The 17,661-nt window shown below is 35.6% G+C and carries 16 protein-coding genes; 6 read left to right on the forward strand and 10 right to left on the reverse strand.

Annotated elements, in window-relative coordinates:
• Positions 1 to 84: 84 nt before the first annotated feature.
• On the reverse strand, positions 85 to 1,341 hold the full coding sequence (locus QFA95_RS00835; protein WP_486462957.1) for a putative Na+/H+ antiporter: 1,257 nt from the start codon (positions 1,339 to 1,341) through the stop codon (positions 85 to 87).
• A 73-nt stretch (positions 1,342 to 1,414) separates the two neighbouring features.
• On the opposite strand from QFA95_RS00835, the gene QFA95_RS00840 reads away from it, so the two are divergent.
• Positions 1,415 to 3,019: a tetratricopeptide repeat protein gene (locus tag QFA95_RS00840; RefSeq protein WP_486462958.1), complete on the forward strand. Its 1,605-nt coding sequence runs from the start codon at positions 1,415 to 1,417 to the stop codon at positions 3,017 to 3,019.
• On the opposite strand, the gene QFA95_RS00845 is transcribed toward QFA95_RS00840, so the two are convergent.
• Positions 2,996 to 4,186, reverse strand: a complete 1,191-nt coding sequence (locus QFA95_RS00845; protein ID WP_486462959.1) for a YhjD/YihY/BrkB family envelope integrity protein — start codon at positions 4,184 to 4,186, stop codon at positions 2,996 to 2,998. The genes QFA95_RS00840 and QFA95_RS00845 overlap by 24 nt on opposite strands.
• Complete coding sequence (gene pip / locus QFA95_RS00850; RefSeq protein ID WP_486462960.1) at positions 4,187 to 5,131, reverse strand: prolyl aminopeptidase; 945 nt, start codon at positions 5,129 to 5,131, stop codon at positions 4,187 to 4,189.
• Positions 5,132 to 5,458: 327 nt separating this feature from the next.
• On the opposite strand from pip, the gene QFA95_RS00855 reads away from it, so the two are divergent.
• The 5 genes from QFA95_RS00855 (at position 5,459) to QFA95_RS00875 (ending at position 11,022) form a co-directional block, all read left to right on the forward strand.
• Entirely contained in the window at positions 5,459 to 7,336 is a 1,878-nt protein-coding gene (locus QFA95_RS00855) for a PQQ-dependent dehydrogenase, methanol/ethanol family (protein ID WP_486462961.1), read from the forward strand.
• Positions 7,337 to 7,455: 119 nt separating this feature from the next.
• Complete coding sequence (locus QFA95_RS00860; protein WP_486462962.1) at positions 7,456 to 8,334, forward strand: quinoprotein dehydrogenase-associated putative ABC transporter substrate-binding protein; 879 nt, start codon at positions 7,456 to 7,458, stop codon at positions 8,332 to 8,334.
• Positions 8,335 to 8,542: 208 nt separating this feature from the next.
• The gene (locus QFA95_RS00865; protein ID WP_486462963.1) at positions 8,543 to 9,034 is read left to right on the forward strand and encodes a c-type cytochrome; all 492 of its coding nucleotides are present in this window, start codon (positions 8,543 to 8,545) and stop codon (positions 9,032 to 9,034) included.
• An 83-nt stretch (positions 9,035 to 9,117) separates the two neighbouring features.
• Positions 9,118 to 9,687 (forward strand): c-type cytochrome, encoded by a 570-nt coding sequence (locus QFA95_RS00870; RefSeq protein ID WP_486462964.1) that lies wholly within the window; start codon positions 9,118 to 9,120, stop codon positions 9,685 to 9,687.
• Positions 9,688 to 9,699: 12 nt separating this feature from the next.
• Positions 9,700 to 11,022: an NAD(P)/FAD-dependent oxidoreductase gene (locus tag QFA95_RS00875; protein WP_486462965.1), complete on the forward strand. Its 1,323-nt coding sequence runs from the start codon at positions 9,700 to 9,702 to the stop codon at positions 11,020 to 11,022.
• Between the two features lie 3 nt (positions 11,023 to 11,025).
• Here QFA95_RS00875 and lplT read toward each other — a convergent pair whose 3' ends face one another.
• Genes lplT through moaA form a run of 7 tightly spaced genes read right to left on the reverse strand, consistent with a single transcriptional unit; the run spans position 11,026 to position 17,599 of the window.
• Entirely contained in the window at positions 11,026 to 12,222 is a 1,197-nt protein-coding gene (gene lplT / locus QFA95_RS00880; RefSeq protein ID WP_486462966.1) for a lysophospholipid transporter LplT, read from the reverse strand.
• Positions 12,203 to 13,585: a PhoH family protein gene (locus QFA95_RS00885; RefSeq protein WP_486462967.1), complete on the reverse strand. Its 1,383-nt coding sequence runs from the start codon at positions 13,583 to 13,585 to the stop codon at positions 12,203 to 12,205. The genes lplT and QFA95_RS00885 overlap by 20 nt, the downstream gene beginning before the upstream one ends.
• A gap of 13 nt (positions 13,586 to 13,598) precedes the next feature.
• The gene (locus tag QFA95_RS00890) at positions 13,599 to 14,042 is read right to left on the reverse strand and encodes a peroxiredoxin (protein WP_486462968.1); all 444 of its coding nucleotides are present in this window, start codon (positions 14,040 to 14,042) and stop codon (positions 13,599 to 13,601) included.
• Between the two features lie 47 nt (positions 14,043 to 14,089).
• Positions 14,090 to 14,764 carry an energy transducer TonB family protein gene (locus QFA95_RS00895; RefSeq protein WP_486462969.1) on the reverse strand — a complete coding sequence of 225 codons (675 nt, stop codon included), beginning with the start codon at positions 14,762 to 14,764 and terminating at the stop codon, positions 14,090 to 14,092.
• 35 nt (positions 14,765 to 14,799) lie between these two features.
• Positions 14,800 to 16,074: a molybdopterin molybdotransferase MoeA gene (moeA, locus tag QFA95_RS00900; RefSeq protein ID WP_486462970.1), complete on the reverse strand. Its 1,275-nt coding sequence runs from the start codon at positions 16,072 to 16,074 to the stop codon at positions 14,800 to 14,802.
• A complete protein-coding gene (mobA, locus tag QFA95_RS00905; RefSeq protein ID WP_486462971.1) occupies positions 16,061 to 16,627 on the reverse strand; it encodes a molybdenum cofactor guanylyltransferase MobA in 567 nt (188 codons plus the stop codon). The genes moeA and mobA overlap by 14 nt, the downstream gene beginning before the upstream one ends.
• Entirely contained in the window at positions 16,628 to 17,599 is a 972-nt protein-coding gene (gene moaA, locus QFA95_RS00910; protein ID WP_486462972.1) for a GTP 3',8-cyclase MoaA, read from the reverse strand.
• Positions 17,600 to 17,661: the final 62 nt, after the last annotated feature.

A 17,661-nucleotide genomic window follows, 5' to 3' on the forward strand; every position in this document is an offset into this window, starting at 1 on the left:
GCGATATCATTAATAGAAAGCTTGGCTTTTTCTCTTGCAGACTTGAGAACTTGACCATCAATCTGTACTGTTAAATTCTTCAGATTAAATCACCCTAAATAATATAACGGCAACAAGAGTTGGGATTAAGGCTCCTAAAAGTAACCCTAGAGGACTAACGGCCTCTTCATTGAAGTATTTTTTCAATATGCTAATCCCTGCTGGGTTAGGAGCATTGGCAATAACTGTTAACCCTCCGCCAGTGACTGCTCCAGCCACTAATGAAATTTTAAAAGGATCGCTTAAGCCTTCAACCAGAGAGCCTAGATATGTTAAAGCTGCATTATCAGTAAAGGCGGTCAAAATTGTCGCACCAAAATAGACGGCATTATCACTCATTGAAACCAGAACAGGTTGAAGCCACCATTGTTGAACACCGCCAATTACCACCAGTCCAGCTAAGAAGAAAGCCACTAGTAAAGCTTCTTTTAGGATCAATTCAGATTGATAATGTTTGTACGCGGTGGTAATGCCTAGAAAAAATAAGAAAAGCGACATAAATACAGCAGGATGATGAGCAAAAATTACAACGCCTAACAAAAATAGCAGATGGACCACTGTTAAAGCGACAGGTACTCCTTTTTTTGCTTCTGCATTGAAATTGATTTTAGCTAACTCACTTCTGTAAAAAAAGGTCAGTGCGGATGCATTAATAAGGACAGCAATGGCTGATCTCCAACCAAAATTTTCCATCATAAATAAGATGTCCCAATTCCAAGTCCCGGCAACCATCAACACGGGTGGGGCAGCGTAAGGTGTTAAAGTTCCGCCAATTGAAATGTTGACGAAAAGGACACCCAGGGTTAAATACTTAAATCTTTCAGATAGTTTATTGTTGTAATACAACCTGCCTAAAAGCAAAGCAGCAAGTGTCATGGCAGCAGGTTCGGTTATAAAAGATCCAAACAGAGGTACAAAGCTGAGTAAAAGAAAGAACATTCCAACTTCAGTTTTTATCGGAATGAATCTACTAATTAATATAACTAATTTTTCTGAAAACTCTAAAATAGGTCTAGTTGCGGCAATGACCATGATGACAAATACAAACATTGGTTCTGTAAAGTTTCGCGAATCAACGTAGCCAACTGCTGAGGAGCTACCCTCAAAAATAAACATAAAGACAATCAATACCATTGCCCAGAAGCCGAAAACAATTTCTACCTCACCAAGGAGATGAAGGATTCCAGAAAATTTTTTGTGGGTGTGTGCCAGATGTTCAAAATATTTTGTTGAAAAAGTATGTAAAATTGCAATAGCGAATAAGGCTGTTCCAATAAAATTTATAGTTGATATAGTTTCCATAGCGGCAATATTCTAGCATGTTAATTTTGATTAATTAAACGTAAAACAACAAATTTAATAACTTTACATAACAATGAAACAGTTTACACAGGCCGATATTGAAAAAATGATTGTTCTGCATAATTCAGGAGAATATTTGCAGGTCATTAAGTTAGCAAATAGTTTTTTAAAACACCACCCTGATCAAATTTTTCTATGGAACATCATGGGTGCCAGCTATGAACGAATAAATGATCTTGTAAATGCTAAAAATTGTTATGAGAAAGCTATTCGTTTGAATAATCAAATCCCTGAGATTGTTTTTAATTTAGGCGCCGTTAAATTTAATTTAAATGACCTTGATGGAGCATTACAAAATTATGATCAAGCGCTATTAATCAAACCAGATTTTGTTGAAGTTTTTTTTAACAAAGGAATTTTGTACCAAAAAAAAGGTGCATTCGATCTAGCATTGGAAAATTATCACAAGGCACTAGAAATTCAGCCAGGCTTTTATGAAGCACTCAATAATATCGGATCTGTTTATCAGCAATTGGGTAAATTGGATGATGCGATTGCAACCTATAAAAAATCACTAGCTATTTCTAAAGCATCTAGGACTCATTTTAACTTAGCAGGAGCTTTGAGGAATCAAGGAAATTTAAAGCTAGCTATTACTGAGTACACTAATGCAATTAATATTGAAAACGATAACCCAGAATTTTTTACAGATATAGGGGATGCACTTTGGCATGATGGTAATGTCGATGAGGGCAAAAAATTTCTTCTAAAAGCGATTGAAATTGATCCAGACCACCCCAAGGGAAATTATCAATTAGCTATTTTCTATTATGATCATGGCTTATTGGATCAAGCACTTCCTCATTTTGAAAAAGCTAATTTATTTGATTCAGATTCACGAGTATTACATTGCTTATATAAATTAAAATATTATCAAGACTTTGAGAAAAAATTAAAAAAAGTGATCGGGAAAAAACATACCTCACCACTCTTAGCCACACTTTCAACTCATTTTGCGATTAATTTTAACAAACAAGATATCTATAACTTTTGTCCCGACCCACTGAATTTTGTGATGCATACTCAAGTGCCAGAGTTGATTGATAACAATCAAGCATTACTAAAATCATTACTGAAAGACATTGAGCAAGCAGAGATATCCGATCGCAAGCAAAGTCGGCTTTTTAATGGAACTCAGTCGTCAGGTAATTTATTTCAACGTTCAGAAAATTCTTTTAGAGCATTATCTGAGGGCTTGAAAAAACTGATTAATGTGTACTTTCAATCAAATCAAGAGCAATCTTGTGCGTTTATTAAACTATTCCCTAAAGAGATCATATTTAGCAGCTCGTGGTATGTTCGAATGAAAAAAGGGGGTCATCTGACTTCTCATATTCATGAGGATGGTTGGATCAGCGGAGCAGTTTATCTCAAAATTCCTCAACACAGAGACACTATGGAAGAAGGTGCAATTGAGCTAAGCACTCACGGGGACAGCTATCCTAACGAGCATGATAACTTTCCTAGAAAAGTGATTCTTCCTAAAGAAGGAGATGTAATATTTTTCCCATCTTCTGTTTTTCACCGCACCATCCCATTTAATTCTGATGAAGAAAGAATTTGTATCGCATTTGATTTGAAACCAAATCCTGAATTAATTAATAATAATTTTATTTAAGTTTTTTAAAATATAGTTTTGAAATTCTAGATCTTCATTTAATAATTTCTTAAAAGTTGAGTTGGGAATTTTAATGATTTTTGCCCAATCTGAAACAACAATAGCTTCCCCAAGCCTTTTTGTATTATTAATCACAGATAATTCCCCAAAATATTGATTATTGTGGAATAACCTTTCATGACCATTGATTGTTGTTTTGATTTGACCATCAACAATAAAATAAACTGATGTCGCTGGCATGTTATAGCTAAATAGAACAGAATTTTTTTGGAGCCGAATAATGTTGGGCTGAAAATAATTTTTTAATAACGATTTAGAAGGTTGGAGGAATAAAGACCTAAACTTATAGACCTCTAAATTGAATATAAATGCTATTAATTCGACTCCGATTAAAAACCCAGCGATGTTGAGAAAAAGCCAGATTAATGAAATAAATAAATTTCTCATACTGCCATAAAAGATGCCGTAGGATTGGCTCATGCTCATAATAAAGTCAAACATTTCATGCAGAAAAATCCAAACAAAACAAGAAGTAGCCGCACCAATGAAAAGTAATGATTGGGGTAATTTTTTTTCAGGCGTCATTATTTTGTAAAAAATAGCTATGAAAATGATGAGAGAAAAGCTAGAAAATAAAATTAGTAATACTGATTTTTCACTTATAGGAACAAGAGAGTGGAAGATTCCAGCCAGGGTAATAAGGTACTTAGATATAAAAATATAGCTAAAGAAAAGAAAGATCACTAATAAAAGAATAGTGACATCAATTAATTTATTTACATAAAATTTACGTTTTATTTTCCTATTAAAGATGATTAAGAAGTTTTTTCTTATAGAGTTTGCGAGTGGACTTGCTGCCCAAAAGAGAATGAAAAACCAAAACCAACTCAAACCTCTTGAGCCATCAGTAAACTTTTTGACTTGAAGCATCATTTTTTCTGAAATTTCAGGCAATAAGTTAGATGTGATGTTTTGTAATTCATTAAAAATAACATCAGAATTTGATACCCACTTACTCAGTATAAGAAAAATGAGAATGATGAAGGGAATTAAGGTAAATAAAAAATAAAAACTAGTTGTGGCACACAACGATAAAAATCGATGTTGACTAAGATTTTGTGAAAAGTGAGTTAAATAAAACTTACTTTTCCAAATAAAATCTTTCAATTAGAGATACCTTTTAAAAATATCCGTTGCATCAATTAAAGCATGAGTAATACCAGGCTCTGAGGCTGAGTGACCGGCATCTGGAATTAATCTGAAGTCAGCATGAGGCATGACTGTATATAAGTCATCTGCTGTTAGCGGAGGACACACCATGTCATATTGACCCTGAACAATAACAGTTGGGACTTCATTCAATGCTTTCATTGAGTTTAAGATTGCGTCTCCTTCAACAAAACACTTATTTTTTATGTAATGTAATTGCACTCGTGCTCGAGCTAGCTCTTCAGGATAATTAATGGTTGGCATTTCATCTTGATCTTCATAGGTCAGCTTTAAAATACTTCCCTCAAAACTATTCCAAGCATGCGCCGCTTTCTCAGCGAGCTCTTTATCATTGCCGAAAACCAAACGGCTGTAATCAGCCACAAGAGATATTTTATTTATCGTATGATGAAAAGATAATAATTTTTTATATTTTTTTGGAAAGAATATTTCAACATCTTTTAAAAACCAATCGAGCTCAAATGACCTGCTCAGAAAAATACCTCTTAATATCAAACCTTTTACTAAATCTGGGAATTTTACAAAATAAGCCAGTGCCAATGTACTCCCCCAAGAGCCACCAAATAAAAACCACTTTTCGATATTTAAATGTTTCCGAATTGTTTCAATATCATTGATTAGATCGTTAGTTGTGTTGTTTACAATTTCACCAGCAGGAGATGACTGACCACAACCTCTTTGATCGAATAAGATGATGCGATAGTGGTCTGGATCAAAAAAACGTCTTTGTTTAGGCCCTGTCCCACCTCCAGGACCTCCATGTAAAAATAGAATAGGTTGACCCGATGAGTTGCCAGACTCTTCTACATATATGGTATGTCCGGAATCCATTGGTATATGGTATGTTTGGTTAGGTTCTATTTCTGGATAAAGAGTCTTCATAAGTAAAAAACTTTCTAAATTAATGACATTTATAACAACCCTATAAATTATATATGAAGTACCAATCTATGCTGAATTTTTAAAAAACACTATATGTAGTGATGTTTAAATGTATGTATACAATATCTATTTATAAAAAATTTAAATCAAATAAATGTAACTAAATTGTAACAAAAGTGTTGCAATTTATTTTAGATCGGTATAGAGTAATCTACAAGCACATGAAGTTAGTGCTACAGTAAATGAAATCCACTGTGTAAATTTTTTATAGAGAGGGCTTTATTTGCTTCTTTTTTAACCCTTAGTTTTAACTATGGAGTTTTTATAATGAAATTAAATAAAATCAAATTAGCTCTTGGTTTAGTAGCTGGTTTTGCTGCTGCAGCACCTATGGTTGCTTCAGCTGCTGCTGATCAAGAAAAAGCTATCAGTGATCCAAATAACTGGGCTCACCCACGTGGTAACCACACAAACAATGGTCACTCAGCTTTAACACAAATCAACAAAGGTAACGTTAAAAACCTTAAAGCTGCATGGACATTCGCGACTGGTGTTAACCGTGGTCACGAAGGTGCACCATTAGTTATTGGTAGCACAATGTATGTTCACACAGCGTTCCCAAACAACGTTTACGCTTTAGACCTTAACAACGATCAAAAAATCGTTTGGTCATATTTCCCAAAACAAGATCCAAGCGTTCAAGCAGTTTTATGCTGTGACAACGTTAACCGTGGTCTAGGTTTTGGTGACGGTAAAATCTTCTTACAACAGAACGACGGTATCATGGTTGCTTTAGATGCTAAAACTGGTAAAGAAGTTTGGACTGCTAGAATTACAGATCCTAAAGTTGGTGCTACAAACACATCAGCTCCACACGTAATCAAAGACAAAGTTCTTCAAGGTTGCTCAGGTGCTGAATTTGGTGTTCGTTGCTTCTTCACAGCTCTTAACACAAAAGACGGTTCAGTAGCTTGGAAAGCATACTCAACAGGTCCAGATAAAGAAGTTCTTATCGGTGCTGACTTCAACAAAGATACACCTTTATACTCAGCTCTATCAGTTTACGAAGATGTAAACGGTGGTAACAAACAAGGTGGTTCTTTCAAAAAAATCCCTACTGACCAACTTAAAGGCGGCGAAACAGACTTAGGTCTTAAAACATGGTTAAAACCACAAGCTGTTAAAGATGGTTGGCAACATGGTGGCGGCTCTGTTTGGGGCTGGTGGCCATATGATCCAAAAACTAACTTAGTGTTCTACGGAACAGGTAACCCATCAGTTTGGAACCCAGACGTACGTCCAGGTGACAACAAATGGTCTATGACAGTTTTTGCTCGTGACTTAGATACAGGTATGGCACGTTGGGGTATGCAAATGACACCACACGACGAATGGGATTACGACGGTATTAACGAAGTTATCTTATTTGACAAAGGTGGTAAAACATACGCTTGGCACCACGATAGAAACGGTTTTGCTTATACATGGCAAGCTGACAACGGTGTTTTAGTTGCTGCTGAAAAAGTTCACCCATTCGTGAACTGGGCAACAGACGTTGATCTTAAATCTGGTGTTCCAAACAAAGTTGCAGAACACGCAACTCACCAAGACTACAACACTAAAGGTACATGTCCAGCTGCTTTAGGTACTAAAGACCAACAGCCTGCTGCATACTCACCTAAAACAGGTTTAGTCTACTCACCAATGAACCACGTATGTATGACATACGAGCCAGTTGAATCTAAATACGTTGCTGGTCAGCCATGGGTTGGTGCGACATTAACAATGTTCGCTGGTCCTGACGGTGTTATGGGCGGTTTTGCTGCTTATGACCCAATGACTAACAAAAAAGTATGGTACAACAAAGAGAAATTCTCAGCTTGGGGCGGTGCTTTAACTACTGACTCAGACTTAGTATTCTACGGTACTTTAGATCGTTGGTTAAAAGCTCTTGACGCGAAAAGCGGTAAAGAACTTTGGAAATTCCAAGTTGGTTCAGGTGTTATTGGTAATGCCTTCACATACGGCCACAAAGGTAAGCAATACGTAGGTGTGCTTTCTGGTATCGGTGGTTGGGCTGGTGTTGCTATGAACCTAGGTCTAACAAATGACACAGACGCACTTGGTGCTGCTGGTGGTTATAAAGAACTAACAAAATACAACGCTGCTCCTGGCGGCGGTGCATTAACAGTATTTAGCTTATAATTTTCGAATTATAAGAAACTAATTACTAGTTAGTTAGTCTTACAAACACCCTACTTCGGTAGGGTGTTTTTTTTTGTGTATAATCACGACAGTAAATAAATTTTAAGGAAAAGTTGAACATGCTAAAAAAAGGATTGATAGGAATCATGGTGGTATTTACATCTCCATTCGCGATGTTAGAGGCTTATGCTAACGACATTTATAATGACGGCAAAGTAGGTGAGGTAAGACGAGTACCAGGTGATAATGAATTTAAAGTTTGCGCAGATTCCAATAACCTGCCTTACTCTAATGACAAAGGCGAAGGCTTTGAAAATAAGATTGCAGAACTACTTGCTGCAGATATGGGTAAGGAATTATCTTATCAGTATTGGTTCGATCGCTTTGGTTACTTAAGAAATACATTAAATGCATGGCGGTGTGATTATCTGATTGGCACCAACACAACTTACGATGCAGTAGACACAACCAAACCTTATTATCGTGCTGGACATGTGTTCATCTATCGAAAAGATAGCGGATTAAATATTAAAGATTTTAAATCAGAAGATTTACGTAAGGTTGAGATTGGTATAAAAGATAAAAGTCCGGTAGCTGTTGCTCTAAACGATCACGACCTAATGGCTAATGCAAGACCTTATCGCATTCAACGTGATCTCACAGAATCACCAGGCAAGTTAGTGCAAGACGTAATTGACGGTGCCGTGGATGTAGCGATTGAGTGGGGACCAATTGGTGGTTATTACGCAAAACAATCAGGCGTTGATCTTGTGGTTGTTCCGGTTCCAGAATATGAACAAGTGAAAAAGACTGGTAAAACATATTGGAATATTTCGGCAGGTGTTAGAAAAAGAGAAGCTGAACGACGCGATGAAATTGAAGCTGTGATCATGAAAAATAAAGATAAGATTTTAAAAATTCTTGATGATTATGGTATTCCACATGCGGAACCTGTTTTTGGAAGTAACTTAGACGGTTATAAGCGTCATAAAAACTAATATGTAAATAAATTGTAAAAAAATGCTTAAAAAGGGGTGTTTTTTCACCCCTTTTTTTATATAATATTCGTTAGTTATTGACTACCTCAGATCAAGTTTTTAAATAACCCTGATAGTTATAAATTATTAAACTATTAATCATTTTTGATAGTCCTAATAATATGGAATGTCCATATTGTTTTGGATTACAAAATAAATAGGAGAAATTATGTTTTCAAAGAAAGTAGTTGTGTCATCACTATTAGCTGCATTAGTTGGAATCTCAACACTAGCTTACGCTAATGTTAAGTTTGTTAAAACAACTGACAATAGTGAAATTAAATTCCCTAAAGAAGCATTAGTTGGTACAGATGCTGAAAAAGAATTCTTAGCCACTGGTAAAAATATTTACGTTGGTGACGCTGAAGCAGTTAAAACAGGTAAAAAACGTTACAACCTGTGGTCATGTACACAGTGCCACGGCCCAACAGCTAAAGGTCAAGTAGGCCCAGGTCTAACTGGTCCAAAATACAACTATGCTAAAGACGTAACCAACAAAGGTATGTTTGAAACTATCTGGGCTGGTACAAACGGCGGTATGGGTGGCAAAGGCTACGGTATTATGGCAGCTGATGATGGCTTAACTGTAGATGAGTTACTTAAAATTATTGCTTTCGTAAGAAGTCATGGTGGAGATTTAACTGGTAACGAAGGTCTGTAATTCTTCACGTCTAACGAGTTACATCTAGTTTATAATAACGGCTGATATATTATCAGCCGTTTTTTTTGTGATCTGGGAGGATTATGAAGTTTATTAGTGTGTTTTTTTTATCACTTGCAGTACTAGCATGTTCAGAAAAAAATAGTGAGCAAGCAATGAATGATAATCAACTAACTCCTGAAAAACAATCTGAATCTAATAATCAAGCCTTAAATATTTCTGTCATTAATACTACGGAAAGCATTAAGTTTGTTAAAACAACTGACAATAGTGAAATTAAATTCCCTAAAGAAGCATTAGTTGGTACAGATGCTGAAAAAGAATTCTTAGCCACTGGTAAAAATATTTACGTTGGTGACGCTGAAGCAGTTAAAACAGGTAAAAAACGTTACAACCTGTGGTCATGTACACAGTGCCACGGCCCAACAGCTAAAGGTCAAGTAGGCCCAGGTCTAACTGGTCCAAAATACAACTATGCTAAAGACGTAACCAACAAAGGTATGTTTGAAACTATCTGGGCTGGTACAAACGGCGGTATGGGTGGCAAAGGCTACGGTATTATGGCAGCTGATGATGGCTTAACTGTAGATGAGTTACTTAAAATTATTGCTTTCGTAAGAAGTAACAGTAAAGATTTAACTGGTAACGAATAAAAGGAAAATCATTTGGAAAATCTGCATCGGGTAGTGATTGTTGGCGGTGGTGCCGGCGGGCTTGAGTTGGCAACAAAATTAGGTAACACCTTAGGCAAGAAAAAAATTGCAGAAATTATTTTAATTGATGCTAAAAAAACTCACGTCTGGAAACCATTGCTTCACGAAATTGCAGCAGGTAGTTTAAATCCAGACAAAGATGAATTGGAATATTTGGCTCAAGCACATTGGCATCATTTCAAGTTTAGATATGGCCGGGTTAATCAAGTTGATAGCCAGAACAAAACAGTATCTATTGAACCCACTTATGATATAGACGGAACTGAAATTATCCCTTTACGTAAAATTAAATATGACACCTTAGTGTTATCTGTTGGAAGTACAGTTAATGATTTTAATATCCCAGGCGCAAAAGAATTTGCAGTCGCCTTAGATACTCAGGATCAAGCTGAGCGTTTCCATCAAAAATTACATAATTCAATTTTAAGAGCGCAAACGCAAAAAGGTTCAGTCAGACCGGGTCAGCTAGAGGTGGTAATTGTGGGTGGTGGAGCAACTGGGGTGGAGTTGGCTGCTGAGCTTCACAAAGCTACTCGTGAAATGACTGCTTATGGATTAGATCGAGTAAACCCTGACCGTGACATTAGCATTTCTCTAGTTGAGGCAAGTAATCGCTTACTTCCAGCATTGCCAGTAAAAATCAGTACGTCGGTGGAGTCTGAGTTGCGTAAATTAAATGTAAAGTTATTTTTAGGTGAGCGTGTGACTAAGGTCACAAAAGATGGCATTGAAACTCAGTCGGGAAAAAAAATTATTTCATCCCTTGTCGTCTGGGCTGCAGGCATTAAGGCTCCAGAATTTCTATCACAGATTAAAGGCATAGAAACAAATTCTATTCACCAGATCAAAGTTGAATCGACATTACAAAGTACTTCAAATGCTGATATTTTTGCATTTGGTGACTGCGCAGCATGCCCGGTTAAACCAGGGTCTGATCTATTAGTTCCTCCAAGAGCACAAGCGGCACATCAACAAGCATCTATGCTCTATAAATCTATTAAATCCAAAGTGTTAAAACCTAACAAGGCATTAGCCAACTATGTATATAAAGATTATGGCTCTTTAGTTAATTTAGGAAGATATTCAACTGTGGGAAATTTAATGGGATCACTGCTTGGCGGGAGTATGTTTGTTGAGGGATTAATTGCTCGCTTAATGTATCTTATGCTATATCAAATGCATTTATCAGCTTTACATGGAGTAGTTAGTGTTATCTTTAGATTATTAGGTAAGATTATTTCCAGAAGAACTGAGGCTAGAGTAAAACTTCATTAACTCTTATTTGTTTGCATCTTCATAATAAATCAGAGCAATGATCATGGTCAGGGCTACAAACAGACCAAAAATAAAAACAATCCCATTGATAGGTAGTGAATGTTTGACCATAAATGTGTATGCACCGCTCAGAATTAAAATTCCAAGGTTTTCACTAAAGTTTTGAACAGCAATTGAGTGTCCAGCGCCTATCAGTTTATGTCCCCGGTATTGTAATAATGCATTCATGGGAACAATTAAGATCCCGCTGAAAATACCAATTAAAAGTAAATTGATTGCTGCACTCTCCCAAGAGCTTAGGAAGACCATCGCACAGACAAGAACGCCCATAAAAAAACCAATAATTAAAATTTTTACCGCATCTTTCATTTTGATATACTTTGCCGCTATTACCGATCCAATAGCTACCCCCAATGCAACCATAGCTGTTAGCATGGTCGCCTTATCTAAACCAAATGATAGAGCAAATGCTGCCCATGCAATAACCACCAATCTTAAGGTTGCACCTGCTCCCCAAAATAATGTGGTTACGACCAATGAAAGCTGACCGAGTGGGTCGGACCATAATTTTTTCAAAGAGGTGTAAAAGTCTTTTAAGAGATAGATTGGATTTTTAGTATTTAATTTATGATCAATCGGTACAAATGGAATATAACGATTACAAATTGCTGCGGCCAAATAAAGAAAAGAGATAATTATGATTGCAATCTGAGGTGAGAAATTAGCGAATATGCCACCGACAATAGCACCTAAAATAATTGCAGCGACAGTTAAACCTTCAACCCATCCATTTGCTGCGACTAATTCTTTAGGTGGTAATAATTCGGTTAATATCCCATATTTTGCTGGTGAGTATGATGCTGCACCAATGCCTACAATACCGTAAGAATATAATGGAGGGACGCCAGCTAACATTGCGAGACTCCCAACAAGCTTAATAGCATTTGAAAAAAACATAACATTGCTTTTGGGGAACGCATCTGCGATTGCACCGACAAAGGGAGCCAACAAAATATATGAAATCACAAAAAATTGCAGTAATAAAGGCTGATGCCATACCGGAGCTTGCATATTGGCCAAAAGTGCAATTGCGGCAAATAAAAGTGCATTATCAGCTAATGCTGATAAAAATTGCGCACTTAAAAAAAAGTAAAAGCCTCTGCTATGAACAGACGATTGATTAGAGAGCTTCTGCTGCATAATCTGCTAGACGCGAACGCTCGCCTCTTTGTAAAGTGACATGTCCGTTATGATGCCAGCCTTTAAATCGATCCACGACAAAAGTCAGCCCTGAACTACCTTCTGTTAAATAGGGTGTATCAATTTGGGCAATATTACCTAAGCAAACTACTTTAGTTCCAGGCCCAGCTCTAGTAATAAGTGTTTTCATCTGCTTTGGAGTGAGGTTTTGAGCTTCATCAATAATTAAGAATTTTTTGAGGAAAGTACGTCCTCGCATAAAATTTAATGATTTAACCTTAATTCTAGACTTAATTAAATCTTGTGTCGCTGCTCTGCCCCAGTCACCAGCTGTTTCATCAGATTTATTTAGGACATCTAAATTATCCTCTAATGCACCCATCCAAGGATTCATTTTTTCTTCTTCTGTTCCAGGTAAAAAACCAATATCTTCACCAACAGATACAGTCACTCTGGTCATAATAATTTCTGAGTATAGTTTGAGATCCAAGGTTTGTTGAAGAGCTGCAGCAAGAGTTAGTAATGTTTTACCAGTCCCCGCTTGACCAAGCAGTGTTACAAAATCAACATTAGGATCCATTAGCAGGTTAAGGGCAAAATTTTGTTCTTTGTTACGGGCATTGATACCCCAAACATTAAATTTAGAATTCGAGTAATCTTGAACAATTTCCAACGTCGCTGTATTTTTTTGCACCTTACGAACTATGGCATGAAATGGCTTATCGAACTCATAGCAAACAAACTCATTTTGCACAAAATCTTTACATTGCGGACCAGTTAATTTGTAAAACATCTTACCTTCTTCTTGCCAGGATTCCATGTCCTTACTATGTTTTTCCCAAAAATTTTCTGGTAATTCTGTAATTCCAGAATGAAGTAATTCAGTGTCTTCAAGAACTTTGTCATTGAAATAATCTTCGGCCGAAATAGATAGAGCACGTGCTTTAATACGAATATTAATGTCTTTAGAGACAAGAATAACTTCTCTCTTAAAGTATTCTGTTTTAAGGAAATGAACGACTCCAAGAATTTGATTGTCCGCCTTACTTCCAGCCAGCATTGGAAGCTCATAATCAATAGGTTGAGTTTGTAAGAATAAACGACCAGAATTTTTACTAAATTTATCTAAAATACATCCTTGATCAAGATTAGTTTCTGTATCAGCAATAATTTCTTCAATGAAGCGACTGGTCTGCCTTGCATTTCTGGCGACCTCGGACCCCCCTTTTTTAATATTATCAAGTTCTTCTAAAGTCACCATTGGCAGATAGATGTCATGCTCTTCAAAACGATATAAACAACTTGGATCATGAAGCAGTACATTTGTGTCAAGCACAAAGAGTTTTGTTTTTTTATTTACCATAGATTTATATTTCTCAAGAACTTAGAAAATCAAGGACTTCATCAACATGGCCATTGACTTTGACACCTCGCCATTCTTTGATGATTTGGCCATCTTCATCAATAACAAAGGTACTTCTCTCAATACCTCTGACTTGTTTACCATACATATTTTTCATCTTAATAACGTCAAATATATTACAAGCAATTTCATCAGGATCCGAAAGTAAATCAAAATCAAAGTCGTATTTCTTTTTAAAATTTTCGTGAGATTTTAAACTGTCTCTAGAGACACCAAAAACTTCGCAATTTTTAGCTTTAAACTCTGCCAACTTAGTTGAAAAATCAATACCTTCATTGGTGCATCCAGGGGTTGAATCTTTTGGATAAAAATAGATGACTAATTTTTTACCTGAAAAATTATTTAATTCAAAATTGAGATCATTAGTGCCTTGCAGTGAGAAGTTTTTTAATTTCATTTATTTATTCTACCTAAAATTTACGACAAATTTGTGACAATCAAACTTCATTCAAGTTTAAAAGATATTGGGACTAATACAGTGAAATTTTTAAGTCTTAACTCTTCAGGAGGTTGAGGAAATGGCGATGCTCTTTTTACCATGTCAATAGCCTCATTGTTAAGAATTTTATATCGTGATTCCTCAAGAATATTAGCTTTGACAAGATTTCCTTGAGGATCGATTTCAATATTTAATAATACTTCACCTTGCCATTGACGCATCTGAGCAATTTTAGGATATTTTTTTTGCTTAGCTATGGCTCTGGTCAGCTGGTTTGTATAGCTATCGGTTATTTTTTTTACTACTTCTGGAGATGCTTGTGGTGGAATATATTCCTGAATTTTTTCTATGGGAGCAATTTCTTCAGGTTCAGTAAACTCTGTTATTTCTTCAATCACAGGATCAGGCAATTCCTCAATTACTTTCTCTTGAATGGGAGCTAACTCTTGTATAGGCTCGGGTTTTTTTTCAGGTTTTGGTGGGTCAATTTTTTTTGGTTGTTCAATAATCTTTGGTGGTTCAGGTTGAGTTAAATCAATTTCAACATTTAAGATTTCTGGGATAGCGATATTATCATGTTGCATTTTAGGAATAATAATAAGCAGAGAACCATGCAGTAACAGAGACAAGATTATTGTCTCCAGAAACTTAACTTCGTATTTTTGTGTTGCGAGTTCCATTGAGCAGTCAATTATAATATTTTTTGGTTATTTCTCTAAATTAAACCATCAAAAAGTATGACTTTGACGTAAGTGTTTTTTTCCAACACGTCTTCTTTTTCAGCCATCAAAATAAAACAATTTGCATCTGACATCGATTTCAACATGCCAGACCCCTGCTGATTCAATGGTTTTACACAATAACCTTTCACAGTTTTTTGCAAATAGGCGCGAATAAATTCAGTCCGACCTTTTTTTCGAATGATTTTTTGTCCTAATTTTGCTTCCAGGATTGGCGTTGATTCAAACTGAAAATTGCCCATCATGAGTTTGATACTTGGCTTAACAAATTGAAGGAAGGTAACAGCAGCAGAAACCGGATTTCCTGGCAATCCAAAATAAAAAGATTTTTTAATCTTACCAAAAGCCATCGGTCTTCCTGGTTTGATTGCCATTTTCCAAAAAAGGACTTTCCCTATGTTGGATAGTACCTCTTTCATATAATCAGCTTCACCCACTGATACCCCGCCTGTGGTAATAATTAAATCATTCTCTTTAGAGGCTGTGTCAAGTTGCTTTTCTAGCTTGAATTTATTATCTGATAGATTTCCATAATCATTGAAATGAAGATTCATCTTGTGCATAAATGATTTAATCAAGTAGCGATTACTATCATAAACCTGACCAGGCTTTATTTTTTCGCCAAGCTGAACAACCTCATCCCCTGTGCTAAAAAAACCAACTTTTAAACTTTCGAATACCTTAATTTCAGAAATCCCCAAAGAGGCTAATAGGCCAATATGAAGCGGGTTTAGGTATGTTCCTTTTTTTAAGGCAATTTCATTTTTTGAAATATCTTCACCAGCTTTGCGAATGTTTGCCCCTTTTTTTGGTTGAAAATCAAAACAGACTAAATCCTTATCAATTTTTACTAGCTCTTGAGGAATAACTGTATCAAAACCTTTGGGAATCATCCCCCCGGTCATAATTTTGAAACAAACACTACCTATTTTATTTGGATCAACTGGATGACCCGCTAATATTTTCCCCATCAACTTTACTTTATTATTATTTTTTTTTAGCTCTTGATGTCGAAAAACATAACCATCCATGGCAGAGTTATAATAGTTTGGAACATTAATCGATGACTTTATATCTGTGGCTAAAATAAGTCCGAGCACATTTTCAATAGAAACTTTTTTAGTTTTTTTAATGGGCTCAATGAGTTGCTCTAGATAGAGAATGGCTTTTTCATAAGTTAAAGAGTTAGGATCGTATTCAGATAAGCATCCTTTATCCTCATATAGGTCTGTTAAATTAATTTTGTTCATATTTTTTTAAATCATCATGTGAATTAATATTTGTAAAAGATTTTTCATCAGCAAATAGAGTAGATGAGTAGCCAACATGTTTAATGAATTCAATAAAACCTCTTTTTCCCGAGTCCAGAAATTGATCTAAAAAAGGAAGTATGGATTGATGGATTAATCCCAAAGTGGGATGCAGTCTGTCATTGACTGACGGCACTATGATTGGTTTGTCAGTATTGTTTGATGTAGATATTAATTTTTCAGTTAAATCTAATGGAATGAAAGGAGTGTCGCATGGAGCAATCTGTAACCATTGACAATCTATTTGTCGTAATCCAGCCTGAAGTCCTGCAAGTGGCCCCAGATAACTTGAAGTTTCATCTTCAATCATTTTTGTTTCTACATGAAGACTAGGTATTAATTTGTTGCTGTTAATAAAAATATTATCAACTTGATTTTTAAGACGTTCAAAAACATGATTAATTAACGGCCGCCCTAAAAAATTAACTGAGGCTTTGAACTGACCCATCCTGGATGATTGCCCTCCAGCAATAATTAGACCATCAACTCTCACTCATCCACCCGTGTGGGACATGAATCTAATCACATTGGTTTTATTTTGAAGATTAAATTCATGAGACTTAGGTTTGCTTAACAAAGAATCAATAATTAATTTTTCAACTGCATGATCACTGTGATGAGCTCGCAAAGGCTCAATCAAATTTACTTTTTCATTATGACCTAAACACAAATGCAAATATCCATCGGCACTTACTCTCACTCTATTGCATGAATCGCAAAAATTATGACTATGAGGAGATATAAAGCCTACAAAAGAATTACTGCCTTTAATTTTCATATAAACTGCGGGACCGCCAGTTCTTTTATTATTTTCTTCAAGAGAATATTTTTTTTCTATGATTTTTTTTGCATCATTGCTGTTGATGAAACTTGAGGAGCGATCATAGCCAATTTCACCCAAAGGCATCTGTTCAATAAAACTGATATTAAAATTTTGCTTTACTGCATAAGAGACCAAATCAACAATCTCATGATCATTCACGTTTTTCATCAACACAGTATTCAGTTTTATTTGAAAGTATTCCTTTGCGACTTCAAGATTTGCAAGAACTTCATTTAAGTTGCCAATCCTGGTGATTTTTTTAAAATTCTCAGAACATAAACTATCTAAACTGACATTAATTCGTTTAATTTTTGATTGTTTAAGCACATCCATTTTTTGATCAAGCTGAGATCCATTGGTAGTTAAGGTCAGCTCTTTAAGTTTTGTATGTTGACTTAGCTTTTCGATTAATTCGTTTACCCCTCTTCTTACAAGGGGCTCGCCACCTGTGAGCCTGATTTTTTCAACACCTAAATTAATGAAAATATTGGCCAACCGATTCATTTCTTCGATCGTTAACATTTGATGTTTTGGCATAAATTCAATGTCTTCGCTCATGCAATATTGGCATCGAAAGTCACAGCGATCCGTCACTGATAACCTTAAATAATTAATTTTTCGATTAAAAGGGTCTTGTAACATAAAATTAATATGTATCTTTAATGATTTCTATTAAAAAAAAATGTCTACTATCCAGTATAATA

This window comes from Candidatus Methylolitoribacter marinus (assembly GCF_051853155.1).
Taxonomy (GTDB): Bacteria; Pseudomonadota; Gammaproteobacteria; order Burkholderiales; family Methylophilaceae; genus BACL14.

What these genes read in the sequence shown, in the direction of transcription:
- QFA95_RS00835 (WP_486462957.1), bottom strand. Translation starts at nt 1,341, where the DNA reads ATGGAAACTATATCAACTATAAATTTTATTGGAACAGCCTTATTCGCT.
- QFA95_RS00840 (WP_486462958.1), top strand. Translation starts at nt 1,415, where the DNA reads ATGAAACAGTTTACACAGGCCGATATTGAAAAAATGATTGTTCTGCAT.
- pip (WP_486462960.1), bottom strand. Translation starts at nt 5,131, where the DNA reads ATGAAGACTCTTTATCCAGAAATAGAACCTAACCAAACATACCATATA.
- QFA95_RS00855 (WP_486462961.1), top strand. Translation starts at nt 5,459, where the DNA reads ATGAAATTAAATAAAATCAAATTAGCTCTTGGTTTAGTAGCTGGTTTT.
- QFA95_RS00860 (WP_486462962.1), top strand. Translation starts at nt 7,456, where the DNA reads ATGCTAAAAAAAGGATTGATAGGAATCATGGTGGTATTTACATCTCCA.
- QFA95_RS00865 (WP_486462963.1), top strand. Translation starts at nt 8,543, where the DNA reads ATGTTTTCAAAGAAAGTAGTTGTGTCATCACTATTAGCTGCATTAGTT.
- QFA95_RS00870 (WP_486462964.1), top strand. Translation starts at nt 9,118, where the DNA reads ATGAAGTTTATTAGTGTGTTTTTTTTATCACTTGCAGTACTAGCATGT.
- lplT (WP_486462966.1), bottom strand. Translation starts at nt 12,222, where the DNA reads ATGCAGCAGAAGCTCTCTAATCAATCGTCTGTTCATAGCAGAGGCTTT.
- QFA95_RS00885 (WP_486462967.1), bottom strand. Translation starts at nt 13,585, where the DNA reads ATGGTAAATAAAAAAACAAAACTCTTTGTGCTTGACACAAATGTACTG.
- QFA95_RS00890 (WP_486462968.1), bottom strand. Translation starts at nt 14,042, where the DNA reads ATGAAATTAAAAAACTTCTCACTGCAAGGCACTAATGATCTCAATTTT.
- QFA95_RS00895 (WP_486462969.1), bottom strand. Translation starts at nt 14,764, where the DNA reads ATGGAACTCGCAACACAAAAATACGAAGTTAAGTTTCTGGAGACAATA.
- moeA (WP_486462970.1), bottom strand. Translation starts at nt 16,074, where the DNA reads ATGAACAAAATTAATTTAACAGACCTATATGAGGATAAAGGATGCTTA.
- moaA (WP_486462972.1), bottom strand. Translation starts at nt 17,599, where the DNA reads ATGTTACAAGACCCTTTTAATCGAAAAATTAATTATTTAAGGTTATCA.